General features: G+C 70.5%; 15 protein-coding genes and 1 pseudogene. 9 read left to right on the plus strand and 7 right to left on the minus strand.

Annotated features, from left to right (window positions below; all coding sequences use genetic code 11):
- Positions 1-229: 229 nt before the first annotated feature.
- Positions 230-1,150: an NAD(P)-dependent oxidoreductase gene (locus MUN74_RS08545; protein WP_244856060.1), complete on the minus strand. Its 921-nt coding sequence runs from the start codon at positions 1,148-1,150 to the stop codon at positions 230-232.
- 173 nt (positions 1,151-1,323) lie between these two features.
- Here MUN74_RS08545 and MUN74_RS08550 point away from each other — a divergent pair, with 173 nt between their 5' ends.
- The 3 genes from MUN74_RS08550 to MUN74_RS08560 are packed head-to-tail and all read left to right on the plus strand — an operon-like array spanning position 1,324 to position 3,082.
- Positions 1,324-1,908, plus strand: a complete 585-nt coding sequence (locus tag MUN74_RS08550) for an RNA polymerase sigma factor (RefSeq protein WP_244856061.1) — start codon at positions 1,324-1,326, stop codon at positions 1,906-1,908.
- Complete coding sequence (locus MUN74_RS08555; RefSeq protein ID WP_244856062.1) at positions 1,905-2,450, plus strand: hypothetical protein; 546 nt, start codon at positions 1,905-1,907, stop codon at positions 2,448-2,450. The genes MUN74_RS08550 and MUN74_RS08555 overlap by 4 nt, the downstream gene beginning before the upstream one ends.
- 2 nt (positions 2,451-2,452) lie before the next feature.
- Positions 2,453-3,082 carry a hypothetical protein gene (locus tag MUN74_RS08560; protein ID WP_244856063.1) on the plus strand — a complete coding sequence of 210 codons (630 nt, stop codon included), beginning with the start codon at positions 2,453-2,455 and terminating at the stop codon, positions 3,080-3,082.
- Positions 3,083-3,154: 72 nt separating this feature from the next.
- Here the strand turns inward: MUN74_RS08560 and MUN74_RS08565 are convergent, their stop codons facing one another.
- The 3 genes from MUN74_RS08565 to MUN74_RS08575 all read right to left on the minus strand — a co-directional run bounded on the left by MUN74_RS08565 (position 3,155) and on the right by MUN74_RS08575 (position 7,176).
- Positions 3,155-4,537, minus strand: coding sequence for an MFS transporter (locus tag MUN74_RS08565; RefSeq protein WP_244856064.1), 1,383 nt, complete (start codon positions 4,535-4,537; stop codon positions 3,155-3,157).
- 155 nt (positions 4,538-4,692) lie between these two features.
- Positions 4,693-6,291, minus strand: coding sequence for an FAD-dependent monooxygenase (locus MUN74_RS08570; RefSeq protein ID WP_244856065.1), 1,599 nt, complete (start codon positions 6,289-6,291; stop codon positions 4,693-4,695).
- 33 nt (positions 6,292-6,324) lie between these two features.
- Complete coding sequence (locus MUN74_RS08575; protein WP_244856066.1) at positions 6,325-7,176, minus strand: DNA/RNA non-specific endonuclease; 852 nt, start codon at positions 7,174-7,176, stop codon at positions 6,325-6,327.
- 97 nt (positions 7,177-7,273) lie between these two features.
- On the opposite strand from MUN74_RS08575, the gene MUN74_RS08580 reads away from it, so the two are divergent.
- Complete coding sequence (locus MUN74_RS08580; RefSeq protein WP_244856067.1) at positions 7,274-9,130, plus strand: cation:proton antiporter; 1,857 nt, start codon at positions 7,274-7,276, stop codon at positions 9,128-9,130.
- Here MUN74_RS08580 and MUN74_RS08585 read toward each other — a convergent pair.
- Positions 9,111-9,563: a pyridoxamine 5'-phosphate oxidase family protein gene (locus MUN74_RS08585; protein ID WP_244856068.1), complete on the minus strand. Its 453-nt coding sequence runs from the start codon at positions 9,561-9,563 to the stop codon at positions 9,111-9,113. The two genes, MUN74_RS08580 and MUN74_RS08585, sit on opposite strands and share 20 nt — an antisense overlap.
- A 169-nt stretch (positions 9,564-9,732) precedes the next feature.
- Here MUN74_RS08585 and MUN74_RS08590 point away from each other — a divergent pair, with 169 nt between their 5' ends.
- The 3 genes from MUN74_RS08590 (at position 9,733) to MUN74_RS08600 (ending at position 15,845) form a co-directional block, all read left to right on the plus strand.
- Positions 9,733-10,014 (plus strand): hypothetical protein, encoded by a 282-nt coding sequence (locus MUN74_RS08590; protein ID WP_244856069.1) that lies wholly within the window; start codon positions 9,733-9,735, stop codon positions 10,012-10,014.
- Positions 10,015-10,208: 194 nt separating this feature from the next.
- Entirely contained in the window at positions 10,209-11,714 is a 1,506-nt protein-coding gene (locus MUN74_RS08595) for an amino acid permease (protein WP_244856395.1), read from the plus strand.
- 153 nt (positions 11,715-11,867) lie between these two features.
- Positions 11,868-15,845 carry a carboxypeptidase regulatory-like domain-containing protein gene (locus MUN74_RS08600; RefSeq protein WP_244856070.1) on the plus strand — a complete coding sequence of 1,326 codons (3,978 nt, stop codon included), beginning with the start codon at positions 11,868-11,870 and terminating at the stop codon, positions 15,843-15,845.
- Positions 15,846-15,883: 38 nt separating this feature from the next.
- On the opposite strand, the gene MUN74_RS19315 is transcribed toward MUN74_RS08600, so the two are convergent.
- Positions 15,884-17,452 (minus strand): FAD-binding oxidoreductase, encoded by a 1,569-nt coding sequence (locus tag MUN74_RS19315; protein ID WP_454665266.1) that lies wholly within the window; start codon positions 17,450-17,452, stop codon positions 15,884-15,886.
- Between the two features lie 118 nt (positions 17,453-17,570).
- Positions 17,571-18,188 (minus strand): annotated as a pseudogene (locus MUN74_RS19320) (LLM class flavin-dependent oxidoreductase); the annotation flags it as partial.
- A gap of 73 nt (positions 18,189-18,261) precedes the next feature.
- On the opposite strand from MUN74_RS19320, the gene MUN74_RS08610 reads away from it, so the two are divergent.
- Positions 18,262-18,687: a winged helix-turn-helix transcriptional regulator gene (locus tag MUN74_RS08610; RefSeq protein ID WP_244856071.1), complete on the plus strand. Its 426-nt coding sequence runs from the start codon at positions 18,262-18,264 to the stop codon at positions 18,685-18,687.
- Entirely contained in the window at positions 18,684-19,556 is an 873-nt protein-coding gene (locus MUN74_RS08615) for a carbohydrate kinase family protein (RefSeq protein ID WP_244856072.1), read from the plus strand. The genes MUN74_RS08610 and MUN74_RS08615 overlap by 4 nt, the downstream gene beginning before the upstream one ends.
- Positions 19,557-19,558 lie beyond the last annotated feature (2 nt).

Raw genomic sequence — 19,558 nt, forward strand, 5'->3', positions numbered from 1 at the left:
GCAGGGGTGGCCGCGAGCGGTGGCGCCATGAGTTCGTGATTCCCTGCACGCTCGGACATGCAGTGCAGGCGCGCACGCTGCAGGTGTCGATCGTTTCGAGATGCCCGGCACACTCCGCGACGCGATCCCCGCGTCGCAGCGAACTCACCCCGTCCCGCACCCGGGATTGGCGAGCGGCGAGCGGCGAGCGGCGAGCGGCGAGCGGCCGAGGCTCGACCTGGCGCCGAGTTCACTCCGTCGGCGGCGTGAAGCCCGCAACACCACCGTCGGCCGTGGCGAACTTCGCGATCAGGCTCGCGTCCTTGCCGCCGAGCCCCTCGTCGATGAGCCGCTCGAACTGGTCGAGCGCGATGCGCGATGCCGGCATCGGCAGCCCGGCCGCCGTGCCCGCGTCGACCGCGAACGACAGGTCCTTCTCGGCGAGCACCGTCGTGAACGTCGCGTCGTAGTTGCGGTTCGCGGGGCTCGTCTCGACCACGCCCGGTGCCGGGTACCAGGTGCGCAGCGGCCAGGACTCTCCCGACGACACCGACGCGACCTCGAAGAACTTCGCCGGGTCGAGACCGAGCGTGTCGGCGAGCGCAGCGCCCTCCGAGACGCCGAGCAGCGAGACGAACAGCATGAGGTTGTTCGCGAGTTTCGCCGCGATGCCGAGCGTCGGGCCACCGAGCTCGAAGACATGGCCGGCCATCGGTTCGACGAGCTCGCGGGCATCGGCCGTGGCATCCGGTTCACCGCCCAGCATGAACGTGAGCGAGCCGGCCGCGGCGCCCGCGATGCCGCCCGAGACCGGGGAGTCGACGAAACGGAATCCGCGCGACGTCGATCCGTCGTGGCACCAGCGCGACGTCTCGACGTCGACCGTCGAGGTGTCGAGCAGGAGTGCACCCGCCGGGGCCGTCGCCCACACCCCGCCGTCGCCGGCGTAGACCTCGCGCACGTGCTCGCTGCGCGGCAGGCTCGTGAAGACCGCGTCGGCGCCCTCGACCGCCTGCGCGATCGAGTCGACCACCCGCACGCCGTGCGCCGCCGCCGCGTCGCGGGCCTCGGGCATCGGGTCGACGCCGCGCACGACGTGCCCGGCGGCCACGAGATTCGTCGACATGGGCCCGCCCATGTGACCCAACCCGATCCATGCGATGTTCGCCATGACCTGCCCTCCCGACCTCGTCGACGTGAAGCGCTCCCGATTCCCACGATACGCCGGGCCGCACCATCGACCCCGCGGCCCGAGCCCCGTGGCTCGAGCCCCGCGCCCCGCGCCCCGCGGCCCGCGCCCCTGTGACGCAACGCGCCGAGCGGACACTCCATAGTGTGGGCGACATGGACGACGACGAGCACCTGCTCTGGCAGCGCGTGCTCGCAGGCGACGACGACGCCTTCGCCGCCGTCTTCGACCTCCATGCCTCGCGCGTGCATCGACAAGCGCGGCGTCTCGTGGAGGCTCGAGCCGACGCCGAAGATGTCACGGCAATGGTCTTCTTCGAGGCGTGGCGCCGTCGGCGCAGCGTCCGAATCGTGAACGGCTCCGTCATCGGCTGGCTCCTCGTGACGACGACGAACGTGGCGCGCAATCGCGAGCGCTCACGGATTCGCTACGAGGGGTTGCTCCGGAAGGTCCGGGTCGAGACGGTGCCCGACCACGCCGACGAGGTCCTCGACTCGTTCATGCGACCAGCGGTTCGCGGGCGGGTGCGCGAAGCATTCGACGGGCTGAGCACCCGCGACCAGGAGATCCTCGCCCTGTGCGTGCTCGAAGAGCTCGCACCCGCCGACGTCGCCCGGCTCCTGCACGTGCCGGCCGGAACCGTGCGGATGCGCCTCAGCCGCGCGAAGAGCCGGCTGCGTGCAGCACTGGGCGAGGACCACGGCCGATCGACGCTTGCCGGACTGGGAGGGACATCATGATCGACGACGACGATCGACCACTCGACGCCCGGTACCGCCGACGGTTGCGATCGACGCTGCAGGCGATGGTCGCCGACGACGTGGCGGAACCCACCCGGGCGCGCACGAAACGTCGCACGCTCGTCATCGCGGCTGCGAGCGCGAGCGCGATCGCAGCATCCGCGCTCGTCGCGGGCGCGCTGGCGACGACGTGGGCCGATGGCGGCGAACGGGTCGAGATCGTCTGCCTCGACCACGGCGGCGCGGCCGCCGTCGCGAGTGTCGCGGACGCGGCGACGGTGACGCTCCCGACCCCACGCGGGACGCTCTCGGTACGTGATGCCGAGTCGGTGTGCCGGGGATTGTGGTCCGACGGCGTCCTGCAGCGTGAATCCGTCGAGTTCCAGGTGGGCGGGCAGCGATCAGGTGAGCACGACGCAGAGCCTGGTCCGCCACCCGGTCCCGATCTCGTCGTCTGCACCCTGCCTGACGGTCGCCCCGGCGTCCTCCCGGGCGACGAATCCGCCTGCGCGTCATCGGGCATCGATCCGTGGAAGGAATGAACATGACCCCCAGACGCTTCGTGGCGGCGTCCGTCGTCCTCGCGGCGTCCGCGACCGTCGCAGCGTGCGCATCGGTCGCGGGCTCCGTGCCAGCAGAAACGTCCCGTCCCGCGGCCTCGGCGGGCGCCGTTCCGGCGGCCGCGGCGACCGAGTACGAAGTCGTCGGCCTGCTCCACGTCACCGACCAAGCGGTGAACGTGTGCGTGCTGGAGTTGCAGAGCTATCCGCCGCAGTGCGGTGGCGGGGTTCCCGTCGCCGGCGTCGACGCCGAGACGCTGCCGGCGAGTCTCTTCGAGCGCCACGAAGGTGTCATCTGGGGACAGGCGCGACTCGTCGGAACGTTCGATGACGGGACCCTGACGCTCACGCGCGACCCCATGCCGCCTCCTGTCCCGAGTCGGCAGCCGACGGTCGACCCGCCTGTTCAGCCGACCGACGCGGCACGGCTCGCCGCGACCGCCGAGGAGATCGGAACGAGCGGGCGGGCCGGCATCCTCTCCGTCGGCACGAGTGGTGACGTGGTCGAGGTCCTCGTCCCACTCGAGACCGACGGCGGGCTCCAAGCCGATTTCGACACCGAATACGGTGACGGCACGGTGGTGGTCGAGTCCTGGCTCCACCCGCTGAGGTGAGAACGAGGGATGCCGCGACCGAACCGGCTCCGAGGAACCGGGCGGTCGCGGCATCCCGTCATCGACGACGCCTCAGGCCCGCACCTCCTCCGCGTCGCGCGCGCGGTCGGCCTCGTCGATCGAGCGCAGCGAGATTCCGTTCGTCTCGCGCATCGCGGCGACCGCGATGAGCGTGACGCCCGCGGCGAGCGCGAGGTAGATCGCGACCGGCACCCACGAGCCGAAGCTCGCCAGCAGCATCGTCGCGATGATCGGCGCGAGCGACCCCGCGATGATCGAGGTGACCTGGTAGCCGAGCGAGACGCCTGAGTAACGCATCCGGGTCGGGAACATCTCCGCCATGATCGCCGGCTGGCTCGCGTACATGAGCGCGTGGATGACGAGCCCGAGGATGAGGATGCCGACGATCAGCCAGTCGTTCTTCGTGTCGAACATCGGGAAGGCGACGAAGCCCCAGAGCGCACCGAGCGCGGCGCCGGCCGCGTAGACCGGCTTGCGGCCGAGACGGTCGCTGAACCGTCCGACGACGGGGATGACGCAGAAGTGCACGACGTGGGCGAACAGGATGAGCGTGAGGATCGTCGACGTGTCCATCTGCAGGTGCGCCGACATGTAGGTGATCGAGAACGTCACCACGAGGTAGTACATGATGTTCTCGCCGAACCGAAGGCCCATCGCGGTGAAGACGCCACGCGGGTAACGCTTGAGCACCTCGACGACGCCGTAGGACGACTTCTTCGCCGCCTCGGCCTCGGCCTGCGCCTCGATGAAGATCGGCGCATCGGTGACCTTCGTGCGGATGTAGTAGCCGACCGCGACGATGACGACCGACAGCCAGAAGCCCACGCGCCAGCCCCAGGCGAGGAACTGCTCCTCGGTGAGCGTGCGGGAGAGGACGAGCAGCACGACCGTCGCGAGCAGGTTGCCTGCGGGCACCGCGGCCTGCGGCCAGCTCGCCCAGAAACCGCGCTGCCTGTCGGGCGAGTGCTCGGCGACGAGCAGCACGGCGCCGCCCCACTCGCCGCCGACCGCGAAGCCCTGGAAGAATCGCAGCACGATGAGCAGGATCGGTGCGGCGTACCCGATCTGGTCGAAGGTCGGCAGGCAGCCCATGAGGAACGTCGTGACGCCGACCAGGATGATCGCGAGCTGCAGCAGCTTCTTGCGGCCGTACTTGTCGCCGAAGTGGCCGAACACGATGCCGCCGAGCGGTCGGGCGATGAAGCCCACGGCGTAGGTGAGGAACGCCTTGATGATGTTGTCGAGCGGGTTGTCGCTCGGCGGGAAGAAGATGACGTTGAACACGAGCGTCGCCGCCGTGGCGTAGAGGAAGAACTCGTACCACTCGACGATCGTGCCGGCCATCGAGGCGGCGACGACCTTGCGCAGTCCTGAACGGACGGGTGAGCCGGGGGGATTCGGGGACGTGCGGGGCGTCGATGCGTCGACAGCCATATGGACTACCTCCTTGTAGTTCGGCCCGCGATCGGGGGGTCGCGATGGAGGCGATTCTGGCCGTGCGCGAATGCGTGCGACAAGGCCCGATCACGCACACGCGGTGTGCAGGATCGCACACTGCATGGTGTCGAGACGGTCGCTCCGCTCCCTGATCAACCGGCGGTGGGCGCGAACATCGCCGCGCGCGCCGCATCGAGGTCGGCGCCGACGCCCGGTGCACGCACCTCGGCCATGACGAACCCGTCGCGTCGCACGAGGTAGACGCGGTCGTGGCGCAGCCGCGGCCGGCCACGCACGCCGCGATCGCTCGGGAACACGTGCGGCTCGACCCCGAGCTCGCGTGCGATGCGCAGCACGACCCGCTCGGGAACGCCGTACCCGTGCACCTGCCATTGCATCGACCGCAGCACGTCGTAGTTGTCTCCGGTCCACGGCAGGCGCACCCCGACGGCGGCCTCGCGCCGACGTCGGCGTCCGCCCGAGCGGGCACCTCGCCCCGCGGCATCCCGAAGCTGATACCTGATGCGCGTCTGCGAGAGGTACCCGAACACGCGGCGGCCGGCCACGAGCGGCAGCAGCCGCACCCCGACCGGGCCGAGCGCCGGCAGCGCCCGCCCGCGCAGGAAGCGCGCGAACCGCGACTCCGACGTGATCTCGCCGAAGAGGCGGTCGGTCGTCGCCACGAGCGTCGCACCCACGGGGCGCCGCTCGGCCTCATAACGGTCGAGCCTGGCGTCGGGCATGCCGCCGACGATGACGTCGGCGAGCGCGCAGGCGAGGTTGTGCGCCTCCTGCAGGCCGGTGTTCATGCCCTGCGCGCCGACCGGCGAATGGATGTGCGCGGCATCGCCGACGACGAAGCACGGCCCGTCGCGGAACCGCGCGGCGAGCCGGTGGTGCACCCGGTAGGTCGTGAACCACGCGCTCCCGGCGTACTCGACCCCGAACTCGCGGTCGACGAGCTCGCGCATCCGCTCCTCGCGCAGGCTCCCGTCGGCGTCGAGGTCGGCGTCGCGCACGATGCCGAGCAGTCGCATGCGCCCGCCGCCCATCGGGAACGCCAGGACGAAGTGCTCGGTCGTGAAACGCAGGTTGATCGCGTCGCCGACGAGCCCGGTCACGTCGAGCGCATCGGCGATGTAGTACGTGTACTCGTTCGTCACGCCCTCGAACGGGATGCCGAGCGTCTCGCGCACGGGCGAGTGCGCGCCGTCGGCGCCCACGCAGTACCGGGCGCGCACCGTGCGGCTCACGCCGTCGGGGGCCGCCAGTTCGGCGACGACGGCGGATGCCTCGGCGCCGGCGCCGTCCTCGCGCCCGAGTCGCTCGACCTCGAGTCGTTCGAGGCGATGCCCCCAGAGCACCTCGCGGCCGGCGGCGGCGAGCGCGTCGACGAGCAGGCGCTCGTTGCGGCTCTGCTCGAAGACGGTGATGTCGGGGTACGGCGTGATCCCGTCGCCGAGACCGCGGAACTCGATCGTGCCGAACGCCCGGTGCCCCGCCCCGGGTGCGATCGCGGCGGCCGGCGCGCGTTCGGCGAGCACCCGGTCGATGAGGCCGAGCTGGTCGTAGAGCTCCATCGAGCGGGCCTGCACGCCGAGCGCCCGCGACTCCCGGGTCGGGCCGTCCTTCGCATCCACGATGATCGCGTCGACGCCGAGCTTCGCGAGGCAGACCGCGAGCATGAGCCCGCTGGGGCCCGCGCCCACGATGAGCACGTCGGTCGTGATGGAGCCGCTCGCCGAATCCATGTCTCCATCGTGGCACTGCGGGCGCCCGACCGCTCAGACTGCGGGCAGCAGCACCTCGTCGACCGACTCGAGCCGTCGCCAGCCGGCGGCGACCGCGGTCGGCGGCAGCACGTCGGCCGCGATGAGCTCGGGCATCTCGAGGCCGGTCAGCTCCGCGACATCCGCAACGGGAACCTGGAAGGTGCGGAACGGACCGAGCGGCGGCGCGCCGCCCACTACGGGTCGCGCCTCGCTCGTGTCGACGAGCGGCGCCTGGTCGACGACGAACGCGGTCGTGGCGAGCGCAGGGCTCGCGGTCGCGGCGGCCGCCGCGCCGCCGGCCGCCGCGCCGCCCGCATTCCAAGCGACGACCTTCCAGAAGCGCAGCGGCACGCGGACGCCGCGGTACTCGGGGTCGCCCGCGGCGAGCACCGGCGCCGTGAAGACGCTGAGTCGCTGTGCCGTCGCCTGGGCGTAGGCGAGCACGTGGTCTTCGAGGCCGAGCCACAGCTCCTTCGACTGGTTGAACCCCGACGCCTGCGGCGCCGCGTTCGTGTAGTGGAACGTGTCGCTGTTCGCACGCGCGGCGACGGCCCGCTCGCCCCAGACGGGGTCGCGCCGGCGCACGAGGTGGCCGCGGTCGAAGTCGTTGTCGGCGTAGACCAGCGGCCCGGCCTGCCAGTCGGCGGGCACCCGGTCGTCGAGCTGCCACCGGTCGCCGCCGCGGTCGAGGTCGACGAGTGCGGCGCCGTCGACGTTGACGCCCGTGACCCGCGCGAACCGACGCACCGAGTCGAGCACGACCGCGAAGTGCACGTAGTCGAGCTCGACGCACTCGGCGGCACGCGGGCCCGTCACTCGCGGCAGCGGCGCCGGCACCCCCAGGAACGTCGCGTCGAAACCCATGCCGACAGCACACCACATACGGGCGACATCGGTCTCGACACGCGCCCTCCTGCGTCGGGCGCTACTCGACCGCCGGGACGCGCGCCAGAATGGGCGGATGGACCTGCTGCTGGCCGGAGTGCTCGCCCTGCTCGCCATCGCCGCCGCCACCGCGTTCGGGCCGAAGCTCGGCGTCGCCGCGCCCCTGCTGCTCACGCTGCTGGGTCTCGGCATCGGCCTGCTGCCGATCGTGCCCGCGTTCGAGATCGACCCCGAGTGGATCCTCGCGGGCGTGCTGCCGCCGCTGCTCTACTCGGCGGCCGTGTCGATGCCGACGATGGAGTTCCGCCGCGACTTCTCGACGATCGGCGGGCTCTCGGTCGTGCTCGTCGTCGTCACCTCGGTGCTGCTCGGCCTGCTGTTCGCGTGGCTCATCCCCGGACTCGGCATCGCGGCGGGCATCGCCCTCGGCGCCATCGTGAGCCCGACCGACGCCGTCGCGACGGGGATCGTGAAACGGCTCGGCGTGAGCCCGCGCGTCACCGCGCTGCTCGAGGGCGAGAGCCTGCTCAACGACGCCTCGGCACTCGTGCTGCTGCGCGCCGCGATCGCGGGCATCGCCGCCTCGGTGTCGATCTGGTCGGTCGCCGGATCGTTCGTCTACGCCGTCGTGGTCGCGGTCATCATCGGTGCGGCGGTGGGCTGGGTCAACCTGCGGCTGCGGGCGCGAGTGTCGAACCCGACCGTGAACACCGTCATCTCGTTCACGATGCCGTTCATCGCGTCGATCCCCGCCGAGCACCTCGGTGCCTCGGGTCTCGTCGCCGCCGTGGTCGCCGGCATCGTCACGGGACGCGGCGCGGCCAGATTCCTGAGCCCGCAGCACCGGCTGTCGGACACGCAGAACTGGCGCACCGTCGAACTCGTGCTCGAGGGTGCGGTCTTCCTCGTCATGGGACTCGAGCTCACCGCGATCGTCGACGACGTCGAGACGTCGCACTCGGGTGCCTGGCACGCGGTCGGCCTCGCCGCGATCGCGCTCGTGGCGACCGTGCTGATCCGGGCCGCCTACGTCGCGTCGCTGTTCGGCGGGCTCGCGCGCCGGGCGAAGCGGGCGGCGACGATCAAGTCGGTGCTCGAGGACCGGGCGAAGGGCGGCACGGCGACACTGCCCGAGATCGAACGGCATCGCACCGAGCTCGAGCAGCGCCGACGCCGCGGCCCCAAGCCGACCCCCGCGCAGGCCGAACGCTTCCGCACGATCTTCCGCCGACGCGTCGCGGACATCGACTACTACCTCGACGAACGACTCGGCTGGCGCGAGGGCGCGATCGTCGTGTGGGCCGGCATGCGCGGCGTCGTCACCCTCGCCGCCGCGCAGACCCTGCCGAAGGACACCCCCGACCGCTCGCTGCTCGTGCTCATCGCGTTCGCGGTCGCCGTCGGGTCGCTCCTCGTGCAGGGCGGCACCCTGCCGTGGCTCGTGCGCTGGCTCGTGCCCGCACGTGACGCGGGTGCCGATGCGGCCGAGCGACGCGAGCTCGCCGGCGTGCTGCGCGAGGCCGCGATGACCGAGCTCGCCGAGTCGGGCGACCCCGCGCTCGCCTCGGTCGCGGAGAAGATGCGGTCGGCCTGGCAGCTCTCGGTCGACGAGGGCGCGAGCGACGACGACACCGGCGAGGCGGATGCCGCAGGCACGGCGGCCCCGTCCGCCGCGCCGGCGGCCTCGTCGGCCGGGCCGGCGGCTTCAGGCGAACCGGATGCCGCGGCCGAGCCCGATTCGCTCGAGGCATCCGCCCGCCGCATCGACCCCGAGCAGGTGCGCCGCCTGCGCCTGCGCATGATCAAGGCCGAACGCGACGCCCTGCTCGACGCGCGCGACGAGGGGCGTTTCAGCGCGGCGAGCCTCGGCGCCGCGCTCGAGGGCCTCGACGCCGAGCAGATCAGCCTCGAGGTCAGGGGCGGCGAGTTCTAGGCGGCGAATCGCCGACGATCCCGGGCGGGAGTTCGAACGCGCGACCCTGGACGTCCCTCGGCGTGATTCGCACCCACTCGGCCTTGCGGCCCGGCGCCCAGGTCGTGACGCCGAGCCGTTCGGCGCGCTCGATCTCCTGCACGCGGTCGATCACGGCGGCTGCGCCCTTCACGACGACACTGAAGGCTTCGCCGCCGTCGATGCCGTCGACCTCGAACAGCACCGCACGCCGCACGCCGAGCGCGAAGAGCTTCGTGCCCGGCGCCGTACGGAAGACGATGCTGTGCTGATCCACTCCGTGATTCACCGGGAAGAGATCCATCTCGCCGGCTGCGTAGGTGCCCAGCCGGCCGTACGGTGCAGCCTCGATCCGCTCCCAGCACTCGACCGAGGGCATTTCGCGCACCGGCGGCCGGTCATCGTCGCTCGTCATCCGCGCCTCCCCTCGTGGGCCGGAACCGGACCGGCGTCCTCGCGGCCTGTCTACCCCTGAGCGAGTCCACCGTCAACCGTCGGCACGGCGAACCCGCGTCATGATCGGAGGCCGCGCGCATCTCTTCAGGTAGAGCACGTGATTCTGCCGCCAGGAAGGGGAAAGCGCCATGGCCCACCACCACCTCGAGTTCGTGCTCGGACCGCTCGGCGAGGAGACCCGCCTGGCCTGCGCCTGCCCGCGCGGCGCCAACCACCTGCGGCCGACCTCCGACTCGCGCATCGCCGACGAGTTCGACGGCGAGCTGGTCGCGGCCTCGACGGCAGCAGTGCTGCCGCCCCGCTCCCAGCGCGTGCGCGCACGGTCGCGGTCGCGTCGACACGTGCAGCCCCGCACGCGGTTCACGTTCATGCCCGCGTCGGGGCCGAGCCGCGCGCGCCACGCGGCCTGACGCAACGAAGCCCTCGCGCCCGAACGGGGCCCGCGCGTATCGTGTGACCCAGCCGACCGTGACGATGCCGTCCCGGCATCGATCGCGACCGTCTCGGCGGAGGGGGAACCGCGATGACGACCCAGCAGGACCACATCCCTGAGCACGACCCGGCCGACGACTTCGAGAACTACCGGGAGCGCATCGGCGACGAGATGCTCGCCGTGCAGGACTTCTCGAACGAGGAGCACGGCTACCACAAGAGCCTCAAGCCGCGCCAGATCCAGATGATCGCCATCGGCGGCGCGATCGGCACCGGCCTCTTCATGGGTGCCGGCGGGCGGCTCCACAGCTCGGGCCCGTCGCTGCTCATCGTCTACGCCGTCTGCGGATTCTTCGCCTTCCTGATCCTGCGCGCGCTCGGCGAACTGGTGCTGCATCGGCCGAGCTCGGGCTCGTTCGTCTCGTATGCGCGCGAGTTCTACGGCGAGAAGATGGCCTACACCGCGGGCTGGCTCTACTTCCTGAACTGGGCGTTCACCTCGATCGTGGATGTCACTGCTGCGGCGCTGTACGTGAAGTTCTGGGGGCAGTACTTCCCGGCGCTCGCGGCCATCCCGCAGTGGGTGATCGCCCTCGTCGCGCTCATCGTGGTGCTGTCGCTGAACCTCGTCTCGGTGAAGATGTTCGGCGAGATGGAGTTCTGGTTCGCCCTCATCAAAGTCGCGGCACTCATCGCGTTCCTCGTCATCGGCGTCGTCTTCATCGTGTTCATCGGGCAGACCGACGTCGGGCCGACCGGGCTCAGCGTCATCACCGACAACGGCGGTTGGTTCCCGAACGGAGCGATCGCGCCCATCCTCGCGATCTCGGGCGTGGTCTTCGCCTACGCGGCGATCGAGCTCGTCGGCACCGCCGCAGGCGAGACGGCTGAGCCCCGCAAGGTCATGCCGAAAGCGGTGAACACGGTCGTCATGCGCATCGCGGTGTTCTACCTCGGCTCGATCCTGCTGCTCTCGCTGCTGCTGCCCTACTTCGTGTACGAGGCGGATGAGTCGCCGTTCGTGACGTTCTTCTCGCACATCGGCTCGCCCGAAGCGGGCGCGATCTCGGCATCGGTCATGAACTTCGTCGTGCTCACCGCTGCGCTGTCGTCGCTCAACGCGGGCCTCTACTCGACCGGTCGCATCCTGCGGTCGATGGCGGTCAACGGGTCGGCGCCCCGGTTCACCGAACGCATGAGCAAGAACGGCGTGCCGTACGGCGGCATCCTGCTCACCGCGGTCATCACGCTCTTCGGCGTCGGGCTCAACGCGGTCGTGCCGTCGGAGGCGTTCGAGATCGTGCTCGAGGTCGCCGCGATCGGCATCATCGGCGGCTGGGCGACGATCATCCTCTGCCAGATGAAGCTCGCCTCGTGGGCGAGGCAGGGGCGCATCGAGCGGCCGTCGTTCCGGCTGTGGGGCGCGCCGTGGACGGGCTACCTGACGCTCGCGTTCCTCGCGTTCGTGATCGTCACGATGGCGTTCTCGCCGACCGGGCGATGGGTGCTCATCTGCAGTCTCGCGCTCATCCCGCTGCTCATCATCGGCTGGTTCGCGTTCCGCAAGCGCATCGCCGAGGCCGCGCTCGAGCGACAGGGGCACACGGGCGCGTTCCCCGTCGTCGCCGAGCGACCGGCCGTCGACAACCCGCCGCGGTTCGGCAGCAAGGACGAATAGGGAAGGTTTCTTTCGAAGCGTGGGTGTGGTGGAATCATCCCACCCTCGTTCACCGTCGCACGGCGATCGCCGACTCGCGAGCCCTCATCGTTGGAGACCCGATTGACCGGCTTCGCCGCCTCCTCCCGGCTGGGTGCATACGTTCGGACAGCATTGACCGCCCTCGTCGTGGCGGTGCTGGCGTTCGGCAGCGCCACGCCCGCCCATGCCGATGAGACCGGGCCGGCAAGCATCGGGGGAATCATCACTGGGCCAGACGGCGCCGCCATGCCGGATGTCGACGTGACGTTGTACATCTTCACCGATGGCCGTCCGCTGTCGCACTGGCAGTCGGTGAAGTCAAATGCCGCCGGCGAGTACGAGATCACCGATCTGCCGGCCACCACCTTCAAGATGAGGTTCACTCCAGACGATCCGACCTTCGCAACGGAATGGTGGGGGCACACGGCCGACTCGCGCTCATCGGTCGAGATCAGCATCGCCCGGGGTCAGACGCTCCGTGGAATCGACGTGCAACTCAGCCTCAGTGGTTCGATCACGGGGACGATCAGCGCGAGTGGGCCCGAGTCGGTCGGAGTCGCCTTTGTCACCGTCGAGCTGTATGTCCGCCGCGACGACGGAGGGTTCGAGAAACTCAACGGTGTTTGGCCTCGCGACGACCACAGTTACTCATTCAGCGGGCTGCTCAGCGGCGAGTACACGATTCGCGTAGAGCCGAGAGAGGGGTCCTCCTACGCGAGTGAATGGTGGAACAACCGCCCGCGCGAATCGGTGGCCGACTCGATAGTGGTCGAGGGCGGTCACGTCACCGAACACATCGATGTCCAGCTTGAAGTCGGGGCCACGATCACCGGCATGATCACCGGCGAAGCCGGGAAGCCGCCCGGCTTCGTCGACGCTGTCCTCTACGACCTGTCGGACGGAACGGCGCGCGAATTCCACACTGTCCACGTGAGTGCTCCCGGACAGTACACGTTCTTCGGCGTTCCCGACGGCACGTACGCGGTGAAGTTCCAACCGTCGGATTCGTACTTCGATGACGAATGGTGGCACGACGCCATCGATTTGGCGGCGGCCGACCGCGTACACGTCACCCGGGGCGACACCATCCGCGGGATCGATGCCGAACTCGCTGCGAAGTCGACGATCTCAGGAGTGGTCCGAGGGTCGGATGGTGCTCCGGCGGCGCAGGCGGTCGTCGAACTGTACGACACGAACGATTCGCAGCAGTTCGTCGAACGAGTTTGGACGGACGCGAGCGGCGCGTACACCCTCGCGGGCATCGATGCCGGTCGGTATCACTTGCGGATCCTCGCGCCGAGCGGGAGTCAGGACGGCGATCAATGGTGGGACGCCGCCTCGGGCCTGTCGTCCGCCGAGGTCATCGAGGTGGGCGAGCGCGACCACCTCACGGCCGATCCGTCGCTCCGGCCCGGCGCCGTCATCTCCGGTACGGTCACCGATGACGCAGGCGCACCGCTCAAGGGAGTCGGCGTCGAGGTCGAGTTGATCGGCGGAACCGACCATCCCATCGCCATCGTGTCGACGAACGACGACGGCAGGTACGAGATCTTCGGACTCGAGCCGCAGGACTATCGGGTCTACTTCAGGCCGCCGTGGGGCGTGAACATGCTCCAGGAATGGTGGGAGAACGCGTCGTCGAAGGCCTCGTCGACCGCGATCACGCTCTCGACCAGTGAAATCCGCTCGGGAGTGGATGTCGTGCTCGAAACCGGCGCCGCCATCGAGGGGACGGTGATGGGCATCGACGGCAAGCCGGCCTGGAATACCCGGGTTCAGACCTATCGCCTGGAGGAGAACGGGTGGTACATGCCCTGGAAGAGTGCGTACGTCGACCAGGAGGGACATTATTCGATCATCGGTCTCATCAGCGGCTCGTACGCGGTCGGGTTCGATCCCCCGCCCGCCTCGCCGTATGAGGACGAGTTCTGGAACGACCACCCCGACTCCACGGAGTTCGATCCCATCGAGTTGGTCGCCGGCCAAGCCCCGGTGACGATCGATGCGACCCTCATCCGCCCGGCCGACATCCGCTACCCGGAGATCTTCGGCACCGCGACCGTCGGCTCCACGCTGACTGCGGTGACCTCGTCGGAGGATCTCGGCGCGCAGATCACGTACCAGTGGTTCGCTGACGACGCGCCCCTCGACGGTGCGACCGGCCGCGACCTCCTCCTCACTCCCGATCTGCTCGGAGAGACGATCTCGGTAGAGGTCCGGGCGACATTGACCGGCTACCCCGACGGGACGAACAGTTCTGCCATGACCGAGCCCGTCGGTCTCGGCCTCCTGACCGCACCGACTCCGACGATCACCGGATCCGCGTCGACGGGCTCAACCCTGACGGTCAAGCCGGGCAGCTGGACGACCGGCACCACGTTCGCCTACCAGTGGTACGCGAACGGAACGGCGATCAGCGGTGCCACCGCATCGACGCTCGCACTGACGAGCGCCCACGCCGGCAAGACCATCACCGTGCGCGTCACCGGCTCCAAGCCCGCCTACACGACGGTGTCGAAGAGCTCGGCCGCGACGTCGAAGGTGTTCCTGGCGTCCACGCCGACGATCAGCGGGACAGCCGCGGTCGGCTCGACGCTGACGGCGAAGCCAGGCACCTGGGCGACCGGCACGACGCTGAAGTACCAGTGGTACGCCTCCGGCTCGACGATCAGCGGCGCGACCGGATCGACGTTCAAGCCGGCGAGCTCCCAGGCGGGGAAACAGATCACCGTTCGAGTCACCGGGTCACTCTCCGGTTACACGACCACCGCGCGAACTTCGACCGCGACCCCGAAGGTGATCACTGCCGGAGCGCCGACGATCTCGGGCACCGCCGCGACCGGATCGACCCTCACTGCGAAGCCCGGCACGTGGACGACCGGAACACGGTTCACGTACCAGTGGTACGCCAACGGCACGACCATCAGCGGCGCGACGGCCTCGACATTCAAGCCCACTTCAACTCAGGCCGGCAAGACGATCACCGTCCGGGTCACCGGGTCGCAGACCGGCTACGCGACGGCCTCGAAGACGTCACCGGCGACCGGCAAGGTGTACCTCGCTCCGACCCCGACCATCACCGGCACCCCCGCCGTCGGAGCCACCCTCACCGCGACCGCGGGAACCTGGACGACCGGATCGACCCTCACGTACCAGTGGTACGCCTCCGGCACCGCCATCACCGGCGCCACCGCGAAGACGCTCAAACTCAGCAGCTCGCAGGCCGGCAAGCAGATCACCGTTCGCGTTACCGGGTCGCTGTCGGGCTACACCACCACCGCGCGAACTTCGACAGCGACTCCGAAGGTCATCACGGCTGGAGCGCCGACGATCTCGGGCTCTGCGGCGACCGGATCGACCCTCACTGCGAAGCCCGGCACGTGGACGACCGGAACACGGTTCACGTACCAGTGGTACGCGAACGGCGCGGCCGTCAGCGGTGCGACGGCCTCGACGTTCAAGCCCGCCTCGGTTCAGGCGGGCAAGACGATCACCGTGCGCATCACCGGATCGCAGACCGGCTACGCGACGGTCTCGAAGACCTCGGCCGCCACATCCAAGGTGTACCTCGCGCCGACCCCGACCATCACCGGCACGCCGGCCGTCGGGTCGACGCTCACCGCATCCGCGGGGACATGGACGACCGGATCGACCCTCACGTACCAGTGGTACGCCTCCGGCACCGCCATCACCGGCGCCACCGCGAAGACGCTCAAACTCAGCAGCTCCCAGGCCGGCATGCAGATCACCGTTCGCGTCACCGGATCGCTGACGGGCTACCCGACGACCTCACGCATCTCAGCTGCGACCCTCAAGGTCGCCACGGTCGGCACTCCCACAATCACCGGCACCGCCGTGGTCGGCTCGACCCTCACCGCGAAACCCGGCACGTGGACGACCGGGACGGCGTTCACGTTCCAGTGGTACGTGAACGGCGCGGCCGTCGAGGGCGCGACCTCCCCGAGCTTCATCCCGAGCGTCGATCAGCTGGACCAGCAACTTTCGGTCGAGCTGACCGGCAGCCTCGTGGGCTACGCGACCGTCGTCGCGGCGAGCGTCCCGACGCCGAAGGTGGTCGACGGCACCCCGACCGTTACGCCGGTCGAGTAGCGCCCGACGAAGCAGGACGCGTATCGAGACCTCTCCCCCTACGCCCCCACCCCCTCCGCCACGTTCGCGTTGTCGCGGAACAGGTTGCCCGGGTCGACCTCGGCCTTGATGCGGCGTAGCCGCTCGAGCGTCGCGGGCGGGAAGGCCGCTTCGAGCTGCGCAGGCCCGACCTCGGTCTCGAAGCTCAGGTACGAGCCCGTCATGTGCGGGGCGAGCAGCTCGTCCCAGGTCTCCGAAGTCCGGCGAGCGCGGGTCCCCATCGCGACGACCGAGAACTCGGCGTCGCGGTGGGCGTAGGCCGTGGCATCCGCCGGCACGTCGTGCACCGCCCCGCCCGCGGCCCGCACCTGGAAGAAGTGGCTCGCCCCCGACGCGAGGAAGCGGGCGACGTCGCGGGCGAACCCGGGCGTGAAGCGCCCGATGAGCCCCGTGCGCGACAGCGGTTCGCCCTCGGCGCCGTGGGTGCCGTCGCTCGAGTTCGAGATGATGCCGCGGTAGCTCGTGAGGCGCACGTCCTGTCCGACGAGCGGCGCCGCGTCGGCGAGCGGCTGCAGCCTCGCGAGCACGGTGTCGGCGTCGTCGGAGTCGACGACGGCCATGACGTGCGCGATGGGCGGTCGGCCGCCGCCGCCCGGCTGCACGATGAGGAAGCTCGTGAGGTCGCGCGGCGCGTCGACGACCCAGTCGCTCCACGCGACGAGGAACCCCTCGGTGTCGCTCGCGTCGAAGGTCAGCTGCGCGAACGCGACCGTGCCGACCTCGTCGACCTCGAACTCGAAGGCCGTGACGATGCCGATGTTCGCGCCCGCGCCGCGCACCGCCCAGAACAGGTCGGGCCGCTCGTCGGCGCTCGCGCGCACGACGCTGCCGTCGGCGAGCACGAGCTCGACCGCGCGCAGGTGGTCGATCGTGAGGCCGTGCTCGCGCACGAGCCAGCCGATGCCGCCGGCCGTCGCGAGGCCGCCGACGCCGACCCCGCCGTAGTCGCCCGAGCTCAGCGCCCAGCCGTGCGGTTCGAGGGCTGCCGCGACGTCCTTCCAGCGGGCGCCGGGTTCGATGCGCACGAGCCGGGATGCCTCGTCGAGCACGTCGATCGCGTGCATGCGCGAGAGGTCGATGACGATGCCGCCGTCGTTCGTCGACCGGCCGCTGATGCCGTGGCCCGCGCTGCGGATGCCGAGCGGCACGTCGGGGTTGGCCCGGGCGAACGCGACCGCGTCGACGACCTCGGCGGTCGACGTCGGCTGCAGCACGATGCCCGGGTCTCCCCCGCGCAGGTAGGTCGAGCGCACCCGGGCGAACTTCGCGTCGCCCGGTTCGATCGCGGATGCCGCGAGCGAGGCGGGCACGGCGTCGTAGTCGATCCCGCCACGTCGCTTCGCGAGCGCCGCGCTCGATCGGATCACCCCGGCCGAGGCATCCGGGCCGATCTCTCGCTCGACCGCCTCGCGCAGGGCGGGCGCGACCTCCTCGATGAAGCGCTGCATGTTCGTCGGGTCGTCGCCCGCGAGGATGAAGGTGTCGGCGCCATCCTCGACGACGAAGGGCAGCAGCTGCTCGGCCCAATCGGCAGGCGTGCCCTCGACGGCGCCGCCGTGGGTGCGCACGTCGGCCGGGCGACCGCTCGCCCCGTTCGTGAACCGTCCCGCGACGTTGATGAGCCGGCGGATCTCGGCCGGGTTGCGACCGGCCTTCAGCGCCGCCTCGTCGATGCGCGCCGGCGTAGTCGCCGGGCTGCAGGTACGCGAGCGAGGGCAGCCAGCCGTCGCCCGCGCGCCCGATGAGGCGCAGCATGCGCGGCTTGAGGGCGCCGATCCAGATCGGGATGTCGTGCGCCGGCGCCGGCCCGCGCTTCGCACTGTCGACGTGGTAGTACTCCCCCGCCACCGTGAACCGCTCGCGATTGTCCGCGTCCCACGTGCCGCGGATGATGCGGATCGCCTCGTCGAGGGCGTCGACGGCCTGGCCCGGCGTGAGTCGGCGACCGCCGATCGCGGCGATCGCGTCCCAGAAGCCGCCGGCCCCGAGCGAGAGCTCGAAGCGCCCGCCGCTCAAGAGGTCGAGGCTCGCCGACGCCCGTGCGAGCACCGCGGGCTCGCGCTGCAGCGGCACGTTGAGCACGTTGCCCGCGACGTGGATGCGGCTCGTTCGCGCCGCGACCCAGCTCATGAGGGTCCACGTGTCGTGGAACGCCGGCTGGTACGGGTGGTCCTGGAAGGTGACGAGGTCGTAGCCGAGCGTCTCGCTCAGCTCGGCGAGGCGCACCGCCTGCTGGGGCGGGTCGTTGACCGGCGTGACGAAGGTGCCGAACTGCAGTTCGCGTCCGTAGTGCATGGTGATCATCCTTCCCGGATGCCGCGGCCCGCGCACTCCGCGGGTAAGCTACTAACTCGAAGTAAGTGAAGGAGTCGCGCCCATGGAGTATTCCCCCGGAGCCGAGGCGGCGGCGCCCGACGAGATCGGCGCCCGCCGCTCCGCCCGCCTGCGCGAGCTCGGCCACATCGACGACGAGGCCTGCCGCCGGTTCACGGGGGCGATCGAGTTCGCCGGCCGCAAGTGGAACGCCGCGATCCTGCTCGCGGGCGTGCGCGGCGCCCGACGGTTCAGCGAGTACCGCGACACCGTGCACGGCATCTCCGATCGCGTGCTCGCCGCACGGCTGCGCGAGCTCGAGGCCGACGGGCTGATCGAACGGCACGTCAGGCCGACCACTCCCGTCACGATCCAGTACACGCCGAGCACCCGGGCTCTCCAGCTCATGGAACTGCTGCAGCCCCTCGTCGAGTGGCAGCGCGCCGATGCTGGCGCCTCGGTCGGCATATCCGACAAGATGGGCACGTGACTGCAAGCGTTTTCATCGCCGGGCCCGCGTCCTGGAACCGCATCGTCCTGCTCGACCGCCTACCCGAACCGGTGCCGCACATGCAGTTCGCCCTCGCCGAGCACGAGACCGTCGGCGGCACCTCCGCCGGAAAGGCGCTCGGGCTCGCGGGTCTCGGCCGACGACACGCGTTCTACACGCTCGTCGGTGACGACGCCGACGGCACCCGCGTCACGGCTGCACTGCGCAGCGCGGGGGTCGAGCTCATCGTCGGGCCGACGGAGGCGACCGAACGGCACCTCAACCTCATGACGCCCGCCGGCGAGCGCGTGTCGCTCTATCTCTCCTCCCCCGGCGAGGCGTCGACCGAGTCGCAGCGCGCCACCGGCGCATCCGTGGCAGCGGCGATGACGGATGCCCCGGCCATCGTGCTCGACCTCGCGCCCGAGGCTGGGCGACTCATCCCCGCGGCCCGCGCGACCGGTCGCCCGATCTGGACCGACATCCACGACTACGACGGGCGCGCCGAGTTCCACCGCCCGTTCATCGACGCGGCCGACGCCGTGTTCATGAACGCCGACGGCATCGGCGAAGATCCGGTGCCGTTCCTGCGCTCGCTCGTCGACGGCGGCGCCTCGGTCGCGGTGTGCACGCTCGGGGCCGACGGCGCTGTCGGGCTCGATGCGGCCGGGCGCGAGCACCGGGTCGAGGCGATACCGGTCGAGGTGCTCGACACGAACGGCGCCGGCGACGCGTTCATGTCGGGCGTGCTCGACGCGACGCTCGACGGTGCCGAGCTGCCCGAGGCCCTCGCGGCCGGCGCCCGCCACGCGGCATCCGTGCTCACGACCCGCCACCTGCACCCGGCGCTCGACCCGATCCTCGGGTAGCG

This window comes from Agromyces sp. H17E-10, from assembly GCF_022919715.1.
Lineage (GTDB): Bacteria > Actinomycetota > Actinomycetes > Actinomycetales > Microbacteriaceae > Agromyces.

What these genes read in the sequence shown, in the direction of transcription:
- MUN74_RS08565 (WP_244856064.1), bottom strand. Translation starts at nt 4,537, where the DNA reads ATGGCTGTCGACGCATCGACGCCCCGCACGTCCCCGAATCCCCCCGGC.
- MUN74_RS08570 (WP_244856065.1), bottom strand. Translation starts at nt 6,291, where the DNA reads ATGGATTCGGCGAGCGGCTCCATCACGACCGACGTGCTCATCGTGGGC.
- MUN74_RS08550 (WP_244856061.1), top strand. Translation starts at nt 1,324, where the DNA reads ATGGACGACGACGAGCACCTGCTCTGGCAGCGCGTGCTCGCAGGCGAC.
- MUN74_RS08545 (WP_244856060.1), bottom strand. Translation starts at nt 1,150, where the DNA reads ATGGCGAACATCGCATGGATCGGGTTGGGTCACATGGGCGGGCCCATG.
- MUN74_RS08595 (WP_244856395.1), top strand. Translation starts at nt 10,209, where the DNA reads ATGCTCGCCGTGCAGGACTTCTCGAACGAGGAGCACGGCTACCACAAG.
- MUN74_RS08555 (WP_244856062.1), top strand. Translation starts at nt 1,905, where the DNA reads ATGATCGACGACGACGATCGACCACTCGACGCCCGGTACCGCCGACGG.
- MUN74_RS08560 (WP_244856063.1), top strand. Translation starts at nt 2,453, where the DNA reads ATGACCCCCAGACGCTTCGTGGCGGCGTCCGTCGTCCTCGCGGCGTCC.
- MUN74_RS08590 (WP_244856069.1), top strand. Translation starts at nt 9,733, where the DNA reads ATGGCCCACCACCACCTCGAGTTCGTGCTCGGACCGCTCGGCGAGGAG.
- MUN74_RS08585 (WP_244856068.1), bottom strand. Translation starts at nt 9,563, where the DNA reads ATGACGAGCGACGATGACCGGCCGCCGGTGCGCGAAATGCCCTCGGTC.
- MUN74_RS08610 (WP_244856071.1), top strand. Translation starts at nt 18,262, where the DNA reads ATGGAGTATTCCCCCGGAGCCGAGGCGGCGGCGCCCGACGAGATCGGC.
- MUN74_RS08575 (WP_244856066.1), bottom strand. Translation starts at nt 7,176, where the DNA reads ATGGGTTTCGACGCGACGTTCCTGGGGGTGCCGGCGCCGCTGCCGCGA.
- MUN74_RS08580 (WP_244856067.1), top strand. Translation starts at nt 7,274, where the DNA reads ATGGACCTGCTGCTGGCCGGAGTGCTCGCCCTGCTCGCCATCGCCGCC.